Here is a 15,876-nt window from a genome sequence, read left to right as displayed (position 1 = left end):
CGTTTCCCGGATAGGCTGGCATGGGCGAGAGTTTAAGAGGGAGGGCGCGGGGCGGTTTTGATTTGCGTCAACGGGGGGTGGAGTCTGGGCGAGGGCCAATCGCGAGCAGGCTCGCTCCCACAGGGATTTGCGGTGTTCATGAGGTTTGGGTCAGCCGCGATCCAGTGTGCGAGCGAGCCTGCTCGCGATGGCGGCGACTCGGTCAATGCCCCATGAGCCAATGCTGATGCGGCCCTGGCAGGGTCCAGATACCAAAGACAATCACCAACAGCCCGCCGGCCATGCGCACGCTGCGTTTGCGCAACAGGGCGGTGATGCGTTCGGCGGCCATGCCCGTGGCGAGCAACACCGGCCAGGTGCCGAGGCCGAAGGCGAGCATCAGCAACGCGCTGTCCAGCGCATCGCCCTGGCTGGCCGACCAGAGAAGGGTGCTGTAGACCAACCCGCACGGCAGCCAGCCCCAGAGCGCGCCGAGCAGCAAGGCCCTGGGCAGGCTCGACACCGGCAGCAAACGGTTGGCGACGGGCTGGATATGCCGCCACAGGCCACGACCGACGCCTTCGATGCGGGTCAGGCCGCTCCACCAGCCCGCCAGGTACAGGCCCATGGCGATCAACAGCAGGCCGGCCAACACGCGCATGACCATCGCCGCCGGACTATTGGCCACGGCCCAACCAGCCAGGCCGATCAGCAACCCTGCGCTGGCGTAGCTCAGAATCCGCCCAACGTTGTAGGCCAGCAGCAATCGAAAGCGCCGGCTGCGCTGTTCCTTGGGGATTGCCAGGGTCAGGGCGCCCATCAGGCCGCCGCACATCCCCAGGCAATGGCCGCCGCCCAATAAACCCAGGATGAGCGCCGAGACCAACAATGGCGCCAGATCAAGCATGGGGCGGGGCCTTGTCGTCCGGCTTGCGGGGCTCGCCGCTGGCTTCGTCCACCGCTGCCTTGTGGTTCGGATCCTGATCGTCGAACAGAATGCTGTGGGCCGGACCGTCGAGGTCATCGTACTGCCCGCTGTCCACGGCCCAGAAGAAGATGTAGACGGCAATGGCCACGATCAGCAGTGCGGCCGGGATCATCACGTAAAGAGCTGGCATGTCGGAACTCCATGCCCGCGCGGCTCAGGCCGGCAGCGGGCGGGTATCGGGCGAGGCATCGAAAACCTGCATCTTGGGCTGGCGAGTCAGCCTCAGCGCATTCAACACCACGGTCAGCGAACTGATGGACATGCCGATCGCGGCCCACACCGGCGTAATCCAGCCGAGGGCGGCGAACGGCAACATGAGGCCATTGTACAGTGCCGCCCACACCAGGTTCTCGATGATCACCCGCCGTGTGCGCCGGGCCAGGCTGAAGGCGTGGATCAGGGCGTCGAGACGGTTGGACAGCAGCACTGCATCGGCGCTGGTCTTGGCAAGATCGGTGGCCGAGCCCATGGCGACACTGATGTCCGCCGCCGCCAGCACCGGCACGTCGTTCACCCCGTCGCCGAGCATCAGCACCTTGCGGCCCTGCTGGTGCAACTGTTGCAACACGGCCAGTTTGTCGTCCGGGCGCAAACCGCCGCGGGCCTCATCGATGCCCAGTTCGGCGGCGACACTGGCAACCATGGGCGAACTGTCGCCCGACAGCAACAGTGTGCGCCAGCCCCGCGCTTTGCAGGCGGCCAGCAATGCCGGGGCGTCGGTACGCAAGCGGTCGTCGAGGACGAACCAGGCCAACGGACCGATGTCATCACCCAGCAGCAACCATTGTCCGGGCTCATCCGGCATCACCGGCACCGCTGCGCCACTGAGTTCGCAGACAAAACCGGGTTGGCCGATGCGCAGGCGCTGGTCACCCACCAGCCCTTCCAGACCCAGCCCCGGGGTGCTTTGCACATGCTCGGCGGCCAGTGGCGCGCGGCCAAAGGCACGGGCGATGGGGTGTTCGGAGCGATTTTCCAGGGCAGCGGCCAGGCCCAGGCATTGATCACTGTCCAGGGCCGTCAGCGTTCGAATGGCGCGCAACGCCAGACGCCCTTCGGTGAGGGTGCCGGTCTTGTCGAAAATCACCGTGTCGATCTGGTTCAGGCCCTCCAGCACATGGCCGCGAGTCAGCAGCAGGCCAAGCTTGTGCAGCGTGCCGGTGGCGGCGGTAAGAGCGGTTGGCGTGGCCAGGGACAGTGCGCAAGGGCAGGTAGCGACCAGCATCGCCAGCACGATCCAGAAGGCGCGAGAGGCATCCAGTTGCCACCACAGCAGACCGATGGCCGCCGCAGCGACCAGGGAGAACAGCAGGAACCATTGCGCGGCGCGGTCGGCGATTTCCGCCAGCCGCGGCTTTTCGGCCTGGGCTCGTTCCAGCAACCGGACGATGGCCGACAGCCGGGTGTCTTGCCCCAGTGCCAACACCTGGACCGTCAATGCGCCTTCTACGTTAAGGGTGCCGGCCGTCACCGTGTCGCCCACTTGGCGAGGTTGTGGCAGGTATTCGCCGGTCAGCAGTGATTCGTCCACGCTGGACTGGCCGTCGAGGATTCTGCCGTCGGCCGGCAGAACCGCTCCGGGATGCACCAGGACCCGGTCGCCGGTGCGCAATTCGCTGAGGAGGATTCGTTCGCTCTGGCCGTTATCCTCCAGGCGCAGGCACGAGGCCGGCAGCAGATTGACCAGTTGTGCGGTGGCGGCAGCGGTGCGCTCCCGGGCACGGCGTTCCAGGTAGCGACCGGCCAGAAGGAACAGTGCGAACATGCCCACGGCATCGAAATACAGCTCGCCCACCCCGGTGACGGACGTCCAGATCCCGGCCACGTAGGCACCGCCAATGGCCAGGGACACCGAAACGTCCATGGTCAGGTGTCGGGTGCGCAGGTCGCGCATCGCGCCCTTGAAGAACGGCGCGCAGCTATAGAACACGATAGGTGTGGTGAGGAACAGCGCGACCCAGCGCAGGATGGTGTGCATCTCCGGGCTCAGGTCGATGTTGAATTCCGGCCAGGTGGCCATGGTCGCCATCATCGCCTGGAACCAGAGCAAACCGGCTACGCCCAATTGGCGCAGGGCCAGGCGATTTTGCGCGGCCAACTGTTCGCTGGCCTGATCGGCCTGGTAGGGATGGGCGACGTAGCCGATCTGGCGCAGTTCGGCCAGCAAGGTGCTCAGCGGCAATTGAGCGTCGGCCCAGCTCACGTGCAGGCGGTGATTGGACAGGTTCAGCCGCGCCTCGGCCACGGCCGGCAGGCTGCGCAGTTGTTTTTCGATCAGCCAGCCGCAGGCGGCGCAACTGATGCCTTCGATCAGCAGCGTGGTTTCGGCCAGCTCGCCTTCATGGCGCACGAACGACTGCTGCACGTCCGGGCGGTCGTACAGCGCCAGCTCATCGATCAACTGGACCGGCAGGGTTTCGGGGTTGGCCGACGCTTCGCTGCGATGCTGGTAATAGCTTTCCAAACCACCAGCGACAATGGCCTCGGCCACCGCCTGGCAGCCCGGGCAGCACAGCTCACGGGTTTCACCCAGGACAACGGCGGTGAAGCGACTGCCCGGGGGGACGGGCAGGGCGCAGTGGTAGCAAGGCAGTGGGGTGGTCATGAGGTATTCACATATCGAAACTTTCTGGCATCTGAAGGCCTTTTCGCGAGCAGGCTCGCTCCCACAGGTCTGCGTCGTTGTGAATTGAACCTAACGACACCTCAATGTGGGAGCGAGCCTGCTCGCGATTGCGCGCAGCGCAGCCGTCTATTTCTTCAGGTCTTCAGCGCCTTGCAGCGGTTCATCGCCGAGCAGGATGGCCTGGTCATGGTTGATCTGCTCTTCTTCGAACAGGCGCCAGGTCTTGTCGTTCTCCACACCCAGCAATTCGACAAAGCGCCGGCCTTCGATCTTGTCCGTCAATTGACCGACATACCGTCCCGGCTCGCTGTCGTTGCGCGTCAGGACGATCTTGCGATCCTTCTCCGGCTGGGTGGGCGAGATCAGGCTCAGTTCCAGGGTCTGGGGCCGGCTGTCGCCGCTCAGGCGCAGGTTCACTTCGCCGGTGACGTCATCCAGTTGCACGTTGGCATGCAGTTGCAGGGTCTGGCCCAGCAGTTCGCGCTCCAGGGAGCGGTTGATGCCCTTGCCGGCTTCGTAGTAGTTGTCGTTGACCAGGTTGTCCGGGTTGTTCACGGCGATGGTCACCATGGTCAGACTCAGCGTCACCGAGCAGGCCAGGATCGCAATGATGATCCACGGCCAGAGATGCTTGTACCAGGGGCTGGTGGCGGTTGCTGCAGGCATGTTCAGTTCTCTCAACGAATTTGTGGGCCGATGAACCGGCTCTTGGCTTCAACATGAACGCTGTCGTCATCGGCATCCTTGAGGATGAACGTCACCTCGTTGGTGCTCGACGGCAGTTGGTCCGGTGCACTGGACAGTTCTACCGGCTGGGTGAAGATCTCACCGGCCGCGACCTTGATTTCCCGTCGTCCCTGGAGCTTGAGATCCGGCAGGCCGGAGGCCTCCAGCACGTACGTATGGTCGTGCTGGTCCTTGTTCATGATCTTGAGGCTGTAGACGTTCTCGATCCGGCCTTCGGCGTTCTCGCGGTACAGCACGCGGTCCTTGCTGACGTCGAAACCGACCAGCGAACGCATGAAGAACGCGGTCACCAGCAGACTGATCATTGCCAGCAGCACCAGGGCATAACCGATCAGGCGTGGGCGCAGTTTATGGGTTTTCTGCCCCGAGAGGTTATGTTCGGTGGTGTAACTGATCAGCCCGCGCGGATAATCCATCTTGTCCATGATGTTGTCGCAGGCGTCGATGCACGCCGCGCAGCCGATACATTCAATCTGCAGGCCATCGCGAATGTCGATACCGGTGGGGCAGACCTGGACGCACATGGTGCAGTCGATGCAGTCCCCCAGGCCCAGGGCCTTGTAGTCAACGCCCTTCTTGCGCGGGCCACGGCTTTCGCCCCGACGCGGGTCGTAGGAAACGATCAGGGTGTCCTTGTCGAACATCACGCTCTGGAAACGGGCGTAAGGGCACATGTAGATGCACACCTGCTCGCGCAGCCAGCCGGCGTTGCCGTAGGTGGCGAGGGTAAAGAAGCCGACCCAGAAATACGACCAGCCATCGGCCTGGCCGGTAAAGAATTCGAACACCAGTTCGCGAATCGGCGTGAAATAACCGACGAAGGTCATGCCGGTCACAAAACCGATCAGCAGCCACAGGCTGTGCTTGGCCAACTTGCGCAGGAACTTGTTCCCGCTCATGGGCGCCTTGTCGAGCTTGATGCGTTGGTTGCGGTCGCCTTCGGTGACCTTCTCGCACCACATGAAAATCCAGGTCCACACGCTTTGCGGACAGGTGTAGCCGCACCAGACTCGCCCGGCATAGACCGTAATGAAAAACAGGCCGAAGGCGGCAATGATCAGCAGTCCGGACAGGAGGATGAAGTCCTGGGGCCAGAAGGTCGCACCGAAAATGAAGAATTTGCGTTCGGGCAGGTTCCACCAGACGGCCTGATGCCCGCCCCAGTTCAGCCAGACCGTACCGAAATACAGCAGGAACAACACGCCACCGCCGACCATCCGCAGGTTGCGGAACAGGCCGGTGAAGGCACGGGTGTAGATTTTTTCCCGAGAGGCATACAGGTCGACGCTTTGGTTCGCGTCCTTGGCAGGCGGGGTGACGTCATGTACCGGAATCTGGTTACTCATCAAAATGCATCCCACGGCAGTGGAAAAGTGCCGGGATCAGTACGTGCCGACCACGGTCAGAAAGGGTATTGCAGTGGTGCAATGATACGCCTGTAGGTCTAGCTCAAGGGTGCGACCTTTGGTCGCGTTGGGACTCTGCATAGAATGGTGTAGCGGATGTAACAAGTCATGACCCAGATCAATTGACTATAGACATTCCATGGCGTTGGCGAAAAAACCATGGGCCTGCCGACTCGTTCGACAGCCCCTCCTGATTGTTTTGTGCCACTATTTTTGGCGGCTCCGCGCCCAGCGGGGGTAAGTTCCCTCGCCACGGGGATTTGCGCTTAACCTGCGCCTGGTCATTTGTTCGCAAGCGCCAGATCGAACTGCTTGTTTTCCAATTTGATCTAGCCGCCAGGGTTTTCTTGAGCACAGCCGAATCCCGGCTCTGATTATTTTTGTGCGCTGCAAAGAGAGGCGTCAGGCGCACAAATGCATCAAGTTTCTACCGGCGGTACAAAATGTTGTAGAACGCGGTTTGCTCATCCTTGATCAAGGACAGATCGTGCCCCGTGGGAATTTTTTCGAACAGCGCTTTGTTGACTGCCATCCGACGCATGATGATCACCTCCAGCAATTGGCCGAACAGCGCTTCATCACGGACGTGTTTTTTCAGTTTTAGAATTTCGTGAGGCTTGTCTTTCAGGACGTGAAAGGCGTAATTCATCACAACCATATTGGAGACGAACAGGTTTGCCGTTGACTGAAGCGGATTGACCGCGTCGATCAAAGCATCAAATATTTTTTGCCTGTCCTGAGCATAGGTGGGCAAAAAAACGTCGGGGTACATAAGCTCGCTGTGACGATCATTGATCGCGCAGCGGTAATGGGTATCGTCGGGCTCGCTGAGTAATCTGACTGTGCTTGTTTGAAACGTTTTCAACGTACTCAGCAGTTGATGCTCTTTCCTGCTGTCGGCCTTGATCGCTTTGTAAACCAGATCAATCACATCCAGAAAAGCCACGGACCCCAGCCCATCGGTCGCCATCATCAACTGATTGCCCTCGATGCTGAACCGACGATACGCCTCGTCATCGATGCTCAATTCGAAGAGGAGGAACCTAAGCATGTAGTTCCTGAGGCGCGCATCCGCATCCAGGGTGCTGTTCTTCAAGCTGATCAGTTGGATCAGGTAGAAGAAAATAAAATATTCCTTGTTGGTTCGTTGACGGTTGTCGATTTCAAGCAGGTAGCCAAAGCGCGACAGGACCAGGAGGAGGGCGTAGCAGTCGGGTTCCGTGAAGCCGTTCTTCAGCATGGCTTTTTCGAAAGCGCTGGTGGAAAACAAGTCCCGCCAGCGGCTAACGCTGAAGGGAGCGCCATTGTGTTTTTTCGCGACGACGTTCAGTAGCGAAGGCTCGTCTTCTTTGTAAAAAACAGCACCCAACGCCTTCGGATACGGCCGGACGTTCAGGAAATTTTCAAGCTTGTATGAGAGAAGATCGAATATGTCCATCTGGCTTTATCCGCAGGTCTTCCATTTTCCGTTCGGGCCTTTCTTCTCGACACGAAATGACGTAATGGTTTTATTGAATTTATCCAATAATCGGAAACCGATGCCTCTGGCCTTGGGCTCATTCGTCTTGGACAGCACGCCATCTTTCAGGCCCGTCTCTTTATAGTCAACGGTAGAGATGTCCTTGTGGTTATTGAGCATGCTGACCCCTTCGTTATTGACGGTGGCCACTACCCGATACTTCTCATTGCCTGGGTTGAATCCAGGGTTACTGTCCTGGTTGACCCAGACCGCTTTCTCTCCTCGGATATTCGGAACCAAGCCGCCTTTGCCTCCGTTGGCGGCCTTGGACGAGACGGTTTCGCTCTCGCCCATGTACCGGATAATCTCATTCTCTTTAAGCCCCAGCGGGTCGATCCAGGTAAATGGATTCGGTGCGTAGCGATAAAGATTCAGGCTTGCGGCCAGGCCCAAGGGGTCGGGCGTGGTAAAGCGGCCTATGTCGGGATCATAGAAGCGGAAGGTGTTGTAGTGCAGGCCTGTTTCCCGGTCCAGGTATTGCCCCTGAAAACGCAGGTTCTGTTCTTCGATGTAGTACGGCTCACGGACTTCATCAGTGGTATTGCCCCATACCTGGTAGTGAGCGTGCCATAGCGGATAGCCGTCACTTTCCGTCAAGGCCTGTGGCTGACCATTGGGGTCGTTGTGGTAATAGCGGATGCGTTGATGTTCACCGATGCCGTCGACCCGGGCCAAGGGCTCGTGACTGTCGCCAATATAGAGGTACAGGCTGGTCAGGCTATTTTTATGTTCCTTGAGTAATTGCAGGCCATCCCAGTCGAAACGCGTGCGGGCGATGAGACGCCCGTTGTCGTCATGTTCGGTTTTCTCAATCCTTCGGCCCAACGGGTCGTAGCGCATCCTGACGACGTTTCCACCGTCGGATTTCTGGGTTCGAACTTCAACCAGCCGGTGATCCGAGTCGTAACTGAAGCGCTGCAGGCCATGTCGCCCACTGCGCTTTTCAATCATTCGGCCAAAATCATCGTAGCGATAGTGCTTATCCTGATAGCGCTTGAGTTGGTTGTGCGTAACCCGCCCACCTGTACCAGGTGAACTGTCGAGGAGATTGGCGGCGGCATCGAAGGAAAATGTTTCATTCTGGCCTTGTCGAGTGCCCTGGCTTGCCAGGATGCGGCCGGTCACATCGTAGTGCAGCAATTGGCGTTGTTGACCTTTTGGCTGCCGTTCAAGGCGCGCCACCAGGTGGTCGCCAGGATCAAACTCAAAATGGGTTTGATCTGCGGCAGGCATCAACGACGGCTGGCTGGTATGCCGGCGTTGGCGGCTGCGTAAGCGCCCGCTACGGTCATATTCACTCCGTGTGCTGATTTGGCCTTGGGTGCGCAGCACCTCTCGATGCAGCCGGTCGCGTTCGAAGTCGCTGATGACGTGGCCGTCGAGGTTGATTTGGTGCAGATGACCACTGCCATAGTACAGGCGGCTGACCCAACGGCCGTCGGGTAGGTGGGTCTGGATCAGGTTGCCGAGTTCGTCGTAGTGATGCTTCAGAACGCCCGCTGAACTCTGCTCCTCAATCAGATAACCCAGCGCGTCATAAGCAAAGCCCAGTCGTTGTTCGTTGCCGTCGTTAGCGATGACGGTGGCTTCGATTAACTGATTCAACGGGCTATAGCTGTACCGGGACTGTCCATCAGGTGTGATTCGGGTGGTCAGCCGGCCAATGGCATCACGTTCGAGATGATGAACAATGGTCCTTTCACTGGGCTGATGATCACCTCGCGGCGCTGCGATGGTTTCGACTCGTTTTACGTTGTTGAGGACGTCGTACGTGTAGCCTTTGGCGCTGCCATCAAGGTTGCGCTGTTCGGCCAACCGATCCCCCGCATCCCAGGCAAACCGGTAGCTCCCGCCATTCTCATTGGTCAGCGCCTGCAGCCGCCCGTAGCTGTCGTACGCGAATTGTACCTGCCGGCCGTGGGCGTCGGTGCGTTGGCGGACCTGACCGCGACGGTTGTGCTGGTAGAGCGTGGTGTGCCCGGCCGGGTCGGTGTAGCCGGTCAACTGCCCGGCGAGGTCGCGCTGGTACTGTTCGGTGCGGCCATCCGGCAATTGGCTGCTGAGCAAACGGCCTTGGGCGTCGTAGCTGAACTGGGTGCGCTCGCCGAGGGCGTCGGTGATGGTCTGCAGGTAGCCGCGCTGGTCGTAGCTGAACCGTGTCGGGTAACCCGAGCAATCGATGTGCTCCACCAACTGCCCGAACGGATTCCAGCGCAGCTTTTTAAGCTTGCCGGTGGCGTCGATGATTTCGATGACCTGACCGTGGGCGTCATAGCGGTAGCGGGTGACGTGGCCCAGGGGATCGGTTTCGGCGGTGCAGTTGCCGCGTTGATCGTAGCGGTATTTCCAGCTGTGGCCGGCGGCATTGGTGTCCACCAGCGGCAGCGCCCAGTGCTCGAGCCATAACGTCGAATCACTGCGGCCCAACGGATCGGTTTCGCCGATCAGGTTACCGGCCTCGTCATAGCTGTATTCATAGCGCCCGCCCTGTGGGTCGGTGGCGCTGAGCAGTTGGCGTTCGTCGTTCCACTCGAACAGCCAGGTCTGGCCGAGGTTGTCGCTGTATCGGGTGATCTGGTGTTGGCTGTTCCAGTGGCGCGTGCTGACGCGCTGCAAACCGTCGGTAATGCGGGTTACACCGGCCTTGAGGTCATAGTCGAACTGGTAGGTGTCGCCCTCGTCGGTCCAGTGCCGGACCACGCGCCATTCCTGGTCTTCGACCAAGGCCCATTCGTAGAAGCAACGCAGCCCAGTGGGCAGTTGGTGTTCCAGCATTCGCTGGCCGGCGTCGTAGCTGAAACGCCGTTGCACCTGGCCGGTGGCGTCGCGTACTTCGCTCAGGTTGTTCGCTGTGTCGTAGGCGTAGCTGACCAGCACTTCGCGCTGTTGGTCGGGGTAGAGGCGTTCTATCTGGGTGACGCGTTCGCGCTCGCGGATCAGCTCGACTTGCACCAGATCGAAGGTGTCGCGCAGGCGTATCAGTCGTCCGGCGGCGTCGTAGTCGAGGAAGATGCGATTGTCGTTGCGGTCACCGAGTTGGCTCAGGCGCAGCAGGGATGTGTGGCCCGGCGTGGGTTCGAATAGGCGATACACACCGTCGTCGCTTTCGATCAGCAACTGCCCGTTGAGATGACGTCGCACGGCCAGGCCTTCGCCAGCACTGAACACCGCGCCGCCCAACGGGATCGAACCCATGTCGATGGGCCGGGCCTGTTCGTCGGTGTAGAGCAGGGTCTCGCCGCCCTCGGGATGGGCCAGGATCTCCACCTGCACCTCGTAGACCACGCTCCAGCCCGCACCGAACATACCTTCGCGGCGCTCGTCGCGGCTGTTGTAGAAGCGTTGCCAGTCGATTGGCAGAACACCGGGCAAAACGAAGTCCAGCTCTTCATCGCGGCCCAGCACCTTGGCGCCGGTGGCGGCATGCACCGGGTTCGACGAACCCATGGCGGCGTTGGCCGCGGCGCCCATAGCGCTGCTGACCGCCATCGACGCCGCGCCACCGGCCAGCATGCACGGCAGTTTGCTGAAGAACTTGCCCTTGCCCCCCTTGAGCATCAGCAACGCGGTGACCGCCAGCCCCACGCCCGGGGTCTTGCCGCTGCGAATCTCACGCACCACCACTGAGCCGCCGCCGATGGTCACGTCCGGGGAAATCAACCCGGCCGAGACCACCGTCGCATCGCAGGTGCTGCGGTCGCCGCTGCGCACGGCGGGCTGGCCATTGATGGTGACTTTGTCCGAGCCTTCAGCCATGAACTGCGGCGGCATCGGGGGGTGCTTGGTGCAGATCACCAGGTCTTCCGGCCGAGTCTCTGTGCCGGGGGCGGGCGAGGCGACGGTGGGGCGCCACATCTGCGAGAAGAAGTTGCCGGCCATGTCCAGGTAACTGGGCTCGGCTTCTTCTTCCGGCTCGGGCATGTCCAGTTCGGTGCCGGCCGGCGCGACATGGGAAACAACCGCTCCGGCGGCGCGGGCCGAGGGGATGTTGTTGGTAAAGGTGTCCTTGGAGCCGGTGAGGATGTTGGCCTGCACCGTGGGCGGGAAGAGCGCGTTGCCGATGCCTTCGCAGATATTGCTCAGGCCTTCGTCGGCCCCGGTCTTGCTCATGGCAATGCCCACGACCGCCCCCACCACCGCACCGAGCAGGAAACAACCCAAGCCACCCGTGGCGACGGTGATGCCGGTGGCGGCCACCACCGCTGCCGTCGCCAGGGCGGTGATGGCGATGTTGGCCGCCACTTCCAGCACGCCGCCGAGAATGTCGGCCATCATGGAGGTGTGGTTCAGTGCATCGCCCAGGCGAGCGGCCCAGAGCGCGTCAGACATGCCGGGGGCTCATCGTTGCGCGCTGAAGTGTTTCGATGCCCATTGCGCCTATCTCCTTGGCGGTAATTGATGGTCCGTCGCGACGTTATATTAGCTTGACCATGGATTGAGCAAGGCCACGCCGCTGCTTTGAAAATCACTCACATTGCGGGTGACCACGGTCAGGCCATGGACCAGCGCGGTGGCGGCAATCAGTGCATCGCATTCATTGCTGCGATCCGGTATATGCAGGCGAGCGCAGCGCAGCGCGACGGTGCGGTCGACCGCCAGGATCCTGCCGGAAAATGCGGGCAGGACGTGGTTATCCAGCCACGCGCGCAGGCGGCTGCCTTGCACCGGATCTTTGCGTTCGAAGCGCATTACACCAGTTTCCAGCTCCAATACGGTGATTGCCGAGACATACAGGTTGGGGGCGGACACGCTCCGTGCCCAGGCCTGTACGTTTTTATCTGCATGCGGCTTGCGCAGTTCCGAAATGACATTGGTGTCGAGTAGAAACATCAGGACAGGTCCACTGGCCGGGGAGTGATGACGGCACGTTCGGTATCGAAATCGGTATCCGGCGCGTCAGGCATGACCAGCAACTCGACAATGCTGGTGCCAATGCCGGTCAGTTTCTGGTACTGCTCAATGCTTAGCAGTACGTGGGCCGGCTTGCCACGGTCAGTGATGATGACTGGCCCCTGGCGGGCGGCTTTTTTGGCACCACTTGTGTCGTGGTTGAATTCGCGGCTGGAAATGGTCGTGATGGACATGGCAGTGCCCTCATAAACTACAATGTAGGCACGTTACTACTGGCGTGGGCGGCGAGCAAGTTAAACAGCTTCGCTCCTGGATACCCACCAATAAAAAAGGCCCCGCCAACATGGGTTGACGGGGCCTTTGGTACATCAGGCGTGTGCCTTACTGGGCATCGGCGGCTGGCGCCGGTTCCCCATGAGACAGGCTGTAGACGTACGCAGCCAGCAGGTGGACCTTGTCGTTACCCTGCAGATCGGCCTGGGCAGGCATCTGGCCCTGGCGACCGTAACGGATGGTCTGCTGCAGCTGAGCGAAGCTCGAACCGTAGATGAAACCGGCCGGGTGCGTCAGGTCAGGTGCGCCCATGGCAGGCGTGCCCTTGCCAGCTGGGCCGTGGCAGGCCACGCAGTTAGCCGCGAACAGCTTCTGGCCGTTGGCCGGATCGGCCTTGGCGCCTTCCGGCAGTTTACGGCCGTGCAGACTGGTCACCACGTAGGCGGAGACGTCGGCAACGCCTTGCTCGCCAACCACGGCAGCCCAGCCCGGCATCACGGCATGACGACCGCCCATGATGGTGGTCTTGATGGTTTCCGGCTCACCACCCCAGCGCCAGTCGGCGTCGGTCAGGTTCGGGAAGCCATAGGCACCCTTGGCGTCGGAACCGTGGCAGACCGAGCAGTTGGAGGCGAACAGGCGGCCACCCATCTTCAGGGCTTGCGGGTCTTTGGCGACTTCTTCAATCGGCATGGAGGCGAACTTGGCGAAGATCGGGCCGAACTTGGCATCCGAACGCGCCATTTCCTTTTCCCACTCGTGAACGCCGGTCCAGCCGGTCTGGCCATTGGCGAAAGGGGTCTGCTTTTCGGTGTCCAGGTAGTTATACCCTGGCAGCAGGCCTTTCCAGTTGCCCAAGCCCGGGTAGAGCACCAGATAACCCAAGGCGAAGACAATGGTGCCCACGAACAACATGAACCACCATTTAGGCAGTGGGTTGTCGTACTCTTCGATGCCATCGAACGAGTGACCAACAGTCTCGTCCGTTTGTTCGGCGCGCTGGCCCTTACGGGTCGACAGCAGCAGCCAGGTCAGGGCGAAGATCGTACCCAGACTGAGGACTGTGACGTACAGACTCCAGAACGTAGTCATTCTTTGTTACTCCTAGAAGCTTGCTCGACGTGCTTGATGGCTTCGGGATCATCCGCGAACGGCAGCAAGGTCGCGTCGTCAAACTCCGACTTGCGCTTGGGGCTGAACACCCACAACGCCAGACCGATAAAGGCCACCATCACGACGACGGTGCCCAGGCCACGAATCATCCCGATATCCATCTAAATCACCGTTTGCTTTTGATGATGGTGCCCAGGCCTTGCAGATAGGCCACCAGCGCGTCCATTTCAGTCTTGCCCTTCACGGCATCCTTGGCACCGGCGATGTCTTCATCGGTGTAAGGCACGCCCAGGGTACGCAAGACTTCCATTTTCTTGGCGGTGTCTTTGCCGTCGAGCTTGTTTTCTACGAGGAACGGGTAAGCCGGCATTTTCGACTCAGGCACTACGTTGCGCGGGTTGTACAGGTGCGCACGCTGCCAGTCGTCGGAGTAGCGACCGCCCACACGGGCCAGGTCCGGGCCGGTACGCTTGGAACCCCACAGGAACGGGTGGTCCCAGACGCTTTCACCGGCAACCGAGTAGTGGCCATAGCGTTCGGTTTCGGCGCGAAACGGACGGATCATCTGCGAGTGGCAGCCGACACAGCCGTTGGCGATGTAGACGTCGCGACCTTCCAGTTCAAGGGCGGTGCGTGGCTTCATGCCTTCGACCGGCTTGTTGGTCACGTCCTGGAAAAACAGCGGAACGATCTGGGTCAGGCCGCCGATGCTGACGGCGATGACCATGAAGAAGGCCAGCAGGCCAATATTCTTCTCTACTGTTTCGTGCTTCATCAGTGAGCTCCAACTACGGCGATCTTGGCGGCGGCTTCAGCTTCAGCCGGGTCAGAGGCACGAACGGTGCGATACACGTTGTAGGCCATGAACAGCATGCCGCTGGCGAAGAACGCGCCGCCCAGGGCACGGACGATGAAACCAGGGTGGCTGGCTTGCAGCGCTTCAACGAACGAGTAGGTCAGGGTGCCGTCGTCGTTGATTGCACGCCACATCAGGCCCTGGGTGATGCCGTTGACCCACATCGAGGCGATGTAGAGCACGGTGCCGATGGTGGCGAGCCAGAAGTGAGTGTTGATCAGGCCGGTGCTGTGCATCTGCGCACGACCGAACAGTTTCGGGATCATGTGGTAGATCGCGCCGATGGAAATCATCGCAACCCAGCCCAAGGCCCCGGCGTGTACGTGACCGATGGTCCAGTCGGTGTAGTGGCTCAGGGAGTTGACGGTCTTGATGGCCATCATCGGGCCTTCGAAGGTCGACATGCCGTAGAACGCCAGGGAAACCACCAGGAACCGCAGGATCGGGTCGGTGCGCAGCTTATGCCAGGCGCCCGAGAGGGTCATCATGCCGTTGATCATGCCGCCCCAGCTCGGAGCCAGCAGAATGATCGACATCGCCATGCCCAGGGACTGTGCCCAGTCCGGCAGCGCGGTGTAGTGCAGGTGGTGCGGGCCGGCCCAGATGTACAGGGTGATCAGCGCCCAGAAGTGGACGATGGACAGGCGATAGGAATAGATCGGACGCTCGGCCTGTTTCGGCACGAAGTAATACATCATCCCCAGGAAGCCGGTGGTCAGGAAGAAGCCCACGGCGTTGTGGCCGTACCACCACTGGATCATCGCGTCGGTGGCGCCCGAGTAGGCCGAGTAAGACTTGAAGAAGCTGACCGGCAGGGACGCGTGGTTGACGATGTGCAGCATGGCGGTCACGACGATGAAGGCACCGTAGAACCAGTTACCGACATAGATGTGCTTGGTCTTGCGCTTGACGATAGTGCCGAAGAACACCAGACCGTAGGTCACCCAGACGATGGCCAGCAGAATAGCCAGGGGCCATTCCAGCTCTGCGTATTCCTTGGTGGTGGTGAAACCCATCGGCAAGGTCACGATCGCACCGACGATGACCGCTTGCCAACCCCAGAAGGTGAAGGCGGCGAGGCTGTCGGAAATCAGTCGCGTTTGGCAGGTTCGCTGCACGACGTAATAGGAAGTGGCAAACAACGCACAACCACCGAAGGCGAAGATCACCAGGTTGGTGTGCAGCGGGCGCAGGCGTCCAAACGTCGTCCATGGCAGATCGAAGTTCAACTCCGGCCAGACCAGTTGCGAGGCGATGAATACACCGAGCCCCATGCCAAGGATCCCCCAGACCACCGTCATGATGGCGAACTGGCGGACTACCTTATAGTTATAAGCAGTCGGACTGATTGCTGTGCTCATTCTAAGGTTCCACGGTTTGGGTGTTTTATTAGGATAAAAATCGGTCGCAAGTATGGAGAAAGCGGGGGGTCATTGCAACGCGCCATGACCTGGGTCAATGCTTTCCAAAGCAGATTCTGCGGCCTTTCCATGTGCTGAGTAGGGACAAAATTGGCCC

The 15,876-nt window shown here is 60.5% G+C and carries 13 protein-coding genes; all 13 read right to left on the bottom strand.

Annotated elements, in window-relative coordinates; all coding sequences use genetic code 11:
• Window positions 1-202: 202 nt before the first annotated feature.
• Window positions 203-886, bottom strand: coding sequence for a sulfite exporter TauE/SafE family protein (locus tag BW979_RS21570; protein ID WP_076385628.1), 684 nt, complete (start codon window positions 884-886; stop codon window positions 203-205).
• Entirely contained in the window at window positions 879-1,097 is a 219-nt protein-coding gene (gene ccoS, locus BW979_RS21565; RefSeq protein WP_047227179.1) for a cbb3-type cytochrome oxidase assembly protein CcoS, read from the bottom strand. The genes BW979_RS21570 and ccoS overlap by 8 nt, the downstream gene beginning before the upstream one ends.
• Before the next feature lie 24 nt (window positions 1,098-1,121).
• Entirely contained in the window at window positions 1,122-3,572 is a 2,451-nt protein-coding gene (locus BW979_RS21560) for a heavy metal translocating P-type ATPase (RefSeq protein ID WP_076385626.1), read from the bottom strand.
• 147 nt (window positions 3,573-3,719) lie between these two features.
• A complete protein-coding gene (locus BW979_RS21555) occupies window positions 3,720-4,259 on the bottom strand; it encodes a FixH family protein (RefSeq protein WP_047227181.1) in 540 nt (179 codons plus the stop codon).
• Window positions 4,260-4,270: 11 nt separating this feature from the next.
• Window positions 4,271-5,686, bottom strand: coding sequence for a cytochrome c oxidase accessory protein CcoG (gene ccoG / locus BW979_RS21550; protein ID WP_047227182.1), 1,416 nt, complete (start codon window positions 5,684-5,686; stop codon window positions 4,271-4,273).
• Between the two features lie 487 nt (window positions 5,687-6,173).
• Entirely contained in the window at window positions 6,174-7,184 is a 1,011-nt protein-coding gene (locus BW979_RS21545) for a hypothetical protein (protein WP_076385624.1), read from the bottom strand.
• 6 nt (window positions 7,185-7,190) lie between these two features.
• A complete protein-coding gene (locus BW979_RS21540; protein ID WP_231990596.1) occupies window positions 7,191-11,594 on the bottom strand; it encodes an RHS repeat-associated core domain-containing protein in 4,404 nt (1,467 codons plus the stop codon).
• Between the two features lie 90 nt (window positions 11,595-11,684).
• On the bottom strand, window positions 11,685-12,095 hold the full coding sequence (locus BW979_RS21535; RefSeq protein ID WP_076385622.1) for a type II toxin-antitoxin system VapC family toxin: 411 nt from the start codon (window positions 12,093-12,095) through the stop codon (window positions 11,685-11,687).
• Entirely contained in the window at window positions 12,095-12,349 is a 255-nt protein-coding gene (locus BW979_RS21530) for a type II toxin-antitoxin system Phd/YefM family antitoxin (protein WP_076385620.1), read from the bottom strand. Before BW979_RS21530 ends, BW979_RS21535 begins: the two co-directional genes overlap by 1 nt.
• 148 nt (window positions 12,350-12,497) lie before the next feature.
• Window positions 12,498-13,481, bottom strand: a complete 984-nt coding sequence (gene ccoP / locus BW979_RS21525) for a cytochrome-c oxidase, cbb3-type subunit III (protein ID WP_076385618.1) — start codon at window positions 13,479-13,481, stop codon at window positions 12,498-12,500.
• On the bottom strand, window positions 13,478-13,663 hold the full coding sequence (locus BW979_RS21520; RefSeq protein WP_003183474.1) for a CcoQ/FixQ family Cbb3-type cytochrome c oxidase assembly chaperone: 186 nt from the start codon (window positions 13,661-13,663) through the stop codon (window positions 13,478-13,480). Before BW979_RS21520 ends, ccoP begins: the two co-directional genes overlap by 4 nt.
• Window positions 13,664-13,668: 5 nt before the next feature.
• Complete coding sequence (gene ccoO, locus BW979_RS21515; protein ID WP_014339380.1) at window positions 13,669-14,277, bottom strand: cytochrome-c oxidase, cbb3-type subunit II; 609 nt, start codon at window positions 14,275-14,277, stop codon at window positions 13,669-13,671.
• Complete coding sequence (gene ccoN, locus BW979_RS21510) at window positions 14,277-15,719, bottom strand: cytochrome-c oxidase, cbb3-type subunit I (protein WP_047227187.1); 1,443 nt, start codon at window positions 15,717-15,719, stop codon at window positions 14,277-14,279. Before ccoN ends, ccoO begins: the two co-directional genes overlap by 1 nt.
• Between the last annotated feature and the right edge of the window lie 157 nt (window positions 15,720-15,876).

The organism is Pseudomonas sp. A214 (assembly GCF_900156295.1).
Classification (GTDB): Bacteria; Pseudomonadota; Gammaproteobacteria; order Pseudomonadales; family Pseudomonadaceae; genus Aquipseudomonas; species Aquipseudomonas rhizophila.
Note: the sequence above shows the minus strand (reverse complement) of the source record. Positions and strands in the feature narration are given on the sequence as shown.

What these genes read in the sequence shown, in the direction of transcription:
- BW979_RS21570 (WP_076385628.1), bottom strand. Translation starts at nt 886, where the DNA reads ATGCTTGATCTGGCGCCATTGTTGGTCTCGGCGCTCATCCTGGGTTTA.
- ccoS (WP_047227179.1), bottom strand. Translation starts at nt 1,097, where the DNA reads ATGCCAGCTCTTTACGTGATGATCCCGGCCGCACTGCTGATCGTGGCC.
- BW979_RS21560 (WP_076385626.1), bottom strand. Translation starts at nt 3,572, where the DNA reads ATGACCACCCCACTGCCTTGCTACCACTGCGCCCTGCCCGTCCCCCCG.
- BW979_RS21555 (WP_047227181.1), bottom strand. Translation starts at nt 4,259, where the DNA reads ATGCCTGCAGCAACCGCCACCAGCCCCTGGTACAAGCATCTCTGGCCG.
- ccoG (WP_047227182.1), bottom strand. Translation starts at nt 5,686, where the DNA reads ATGAGTAACCAGATTCCGGTACATGACGTCACCCCGCCTGCCAAGGAC.
- BW979_RS21545 (WP_076385624.1), bottom strand. Translation starts at nt 7,184, where the DNA reads ATGGACATATTCGATCTTCTCTCATACAAGCTTGAAAATTTCCTGAAC.
- BW979_RS21540 (WP_231990596.1), bottom strand. Translation starts at nt 11,594, where the DNA reads ATGTCTGACGCGCTCTGGGCCGCTCGCCTGGGCGATGCACTGAACCAC.
- BW979_RS21535 (WP_076385622.1), bottom strand. Translation starts at nt 12,095, where the DNA reads ATGTTTCTACTCGACACCAATGTCATTTCGGAACTGCGCAAGCCGCAT.
- BW979_RS21530 (WP_076385620.1), bottom strand. Translation starts at nt 12,349, where the DNA reads ATGTCCATCACGACCATTTCCAGCCGCGAATTCAACCACGACACAAGT.
- ccoP (WP_076385618.1), bottom strand. Translation starts at nt 13,481, where the DNA reads ATGACTACGTTCTGGAGTCTGTACGTCACAGTCCTCAGTCTGGGTACG.
- BW979_RS21520 (WP_003183474.1), bottom strand. Translation starts at nt 13,663, where the DNA reads ATGGATATCGGGATGATTCGTGGCCTGGGCACCGTCGTCGTGATGGTG.
- ccoO (WP_014339380.1), bottom strand. Translation starts at nt 14,277, where the DNA reads ATGAAGCACGAAACAGTAGAGAAGAATATTGGCCTGCTGGCCTTCTTC.
- ccoN (WP_047227187.1), bottom strand. Translation starts at nt 15,719, where the DNA reads ATGAGCACAGCAATCAGTCCGACTGCTTATAACTATAAGGTAGTCCGC.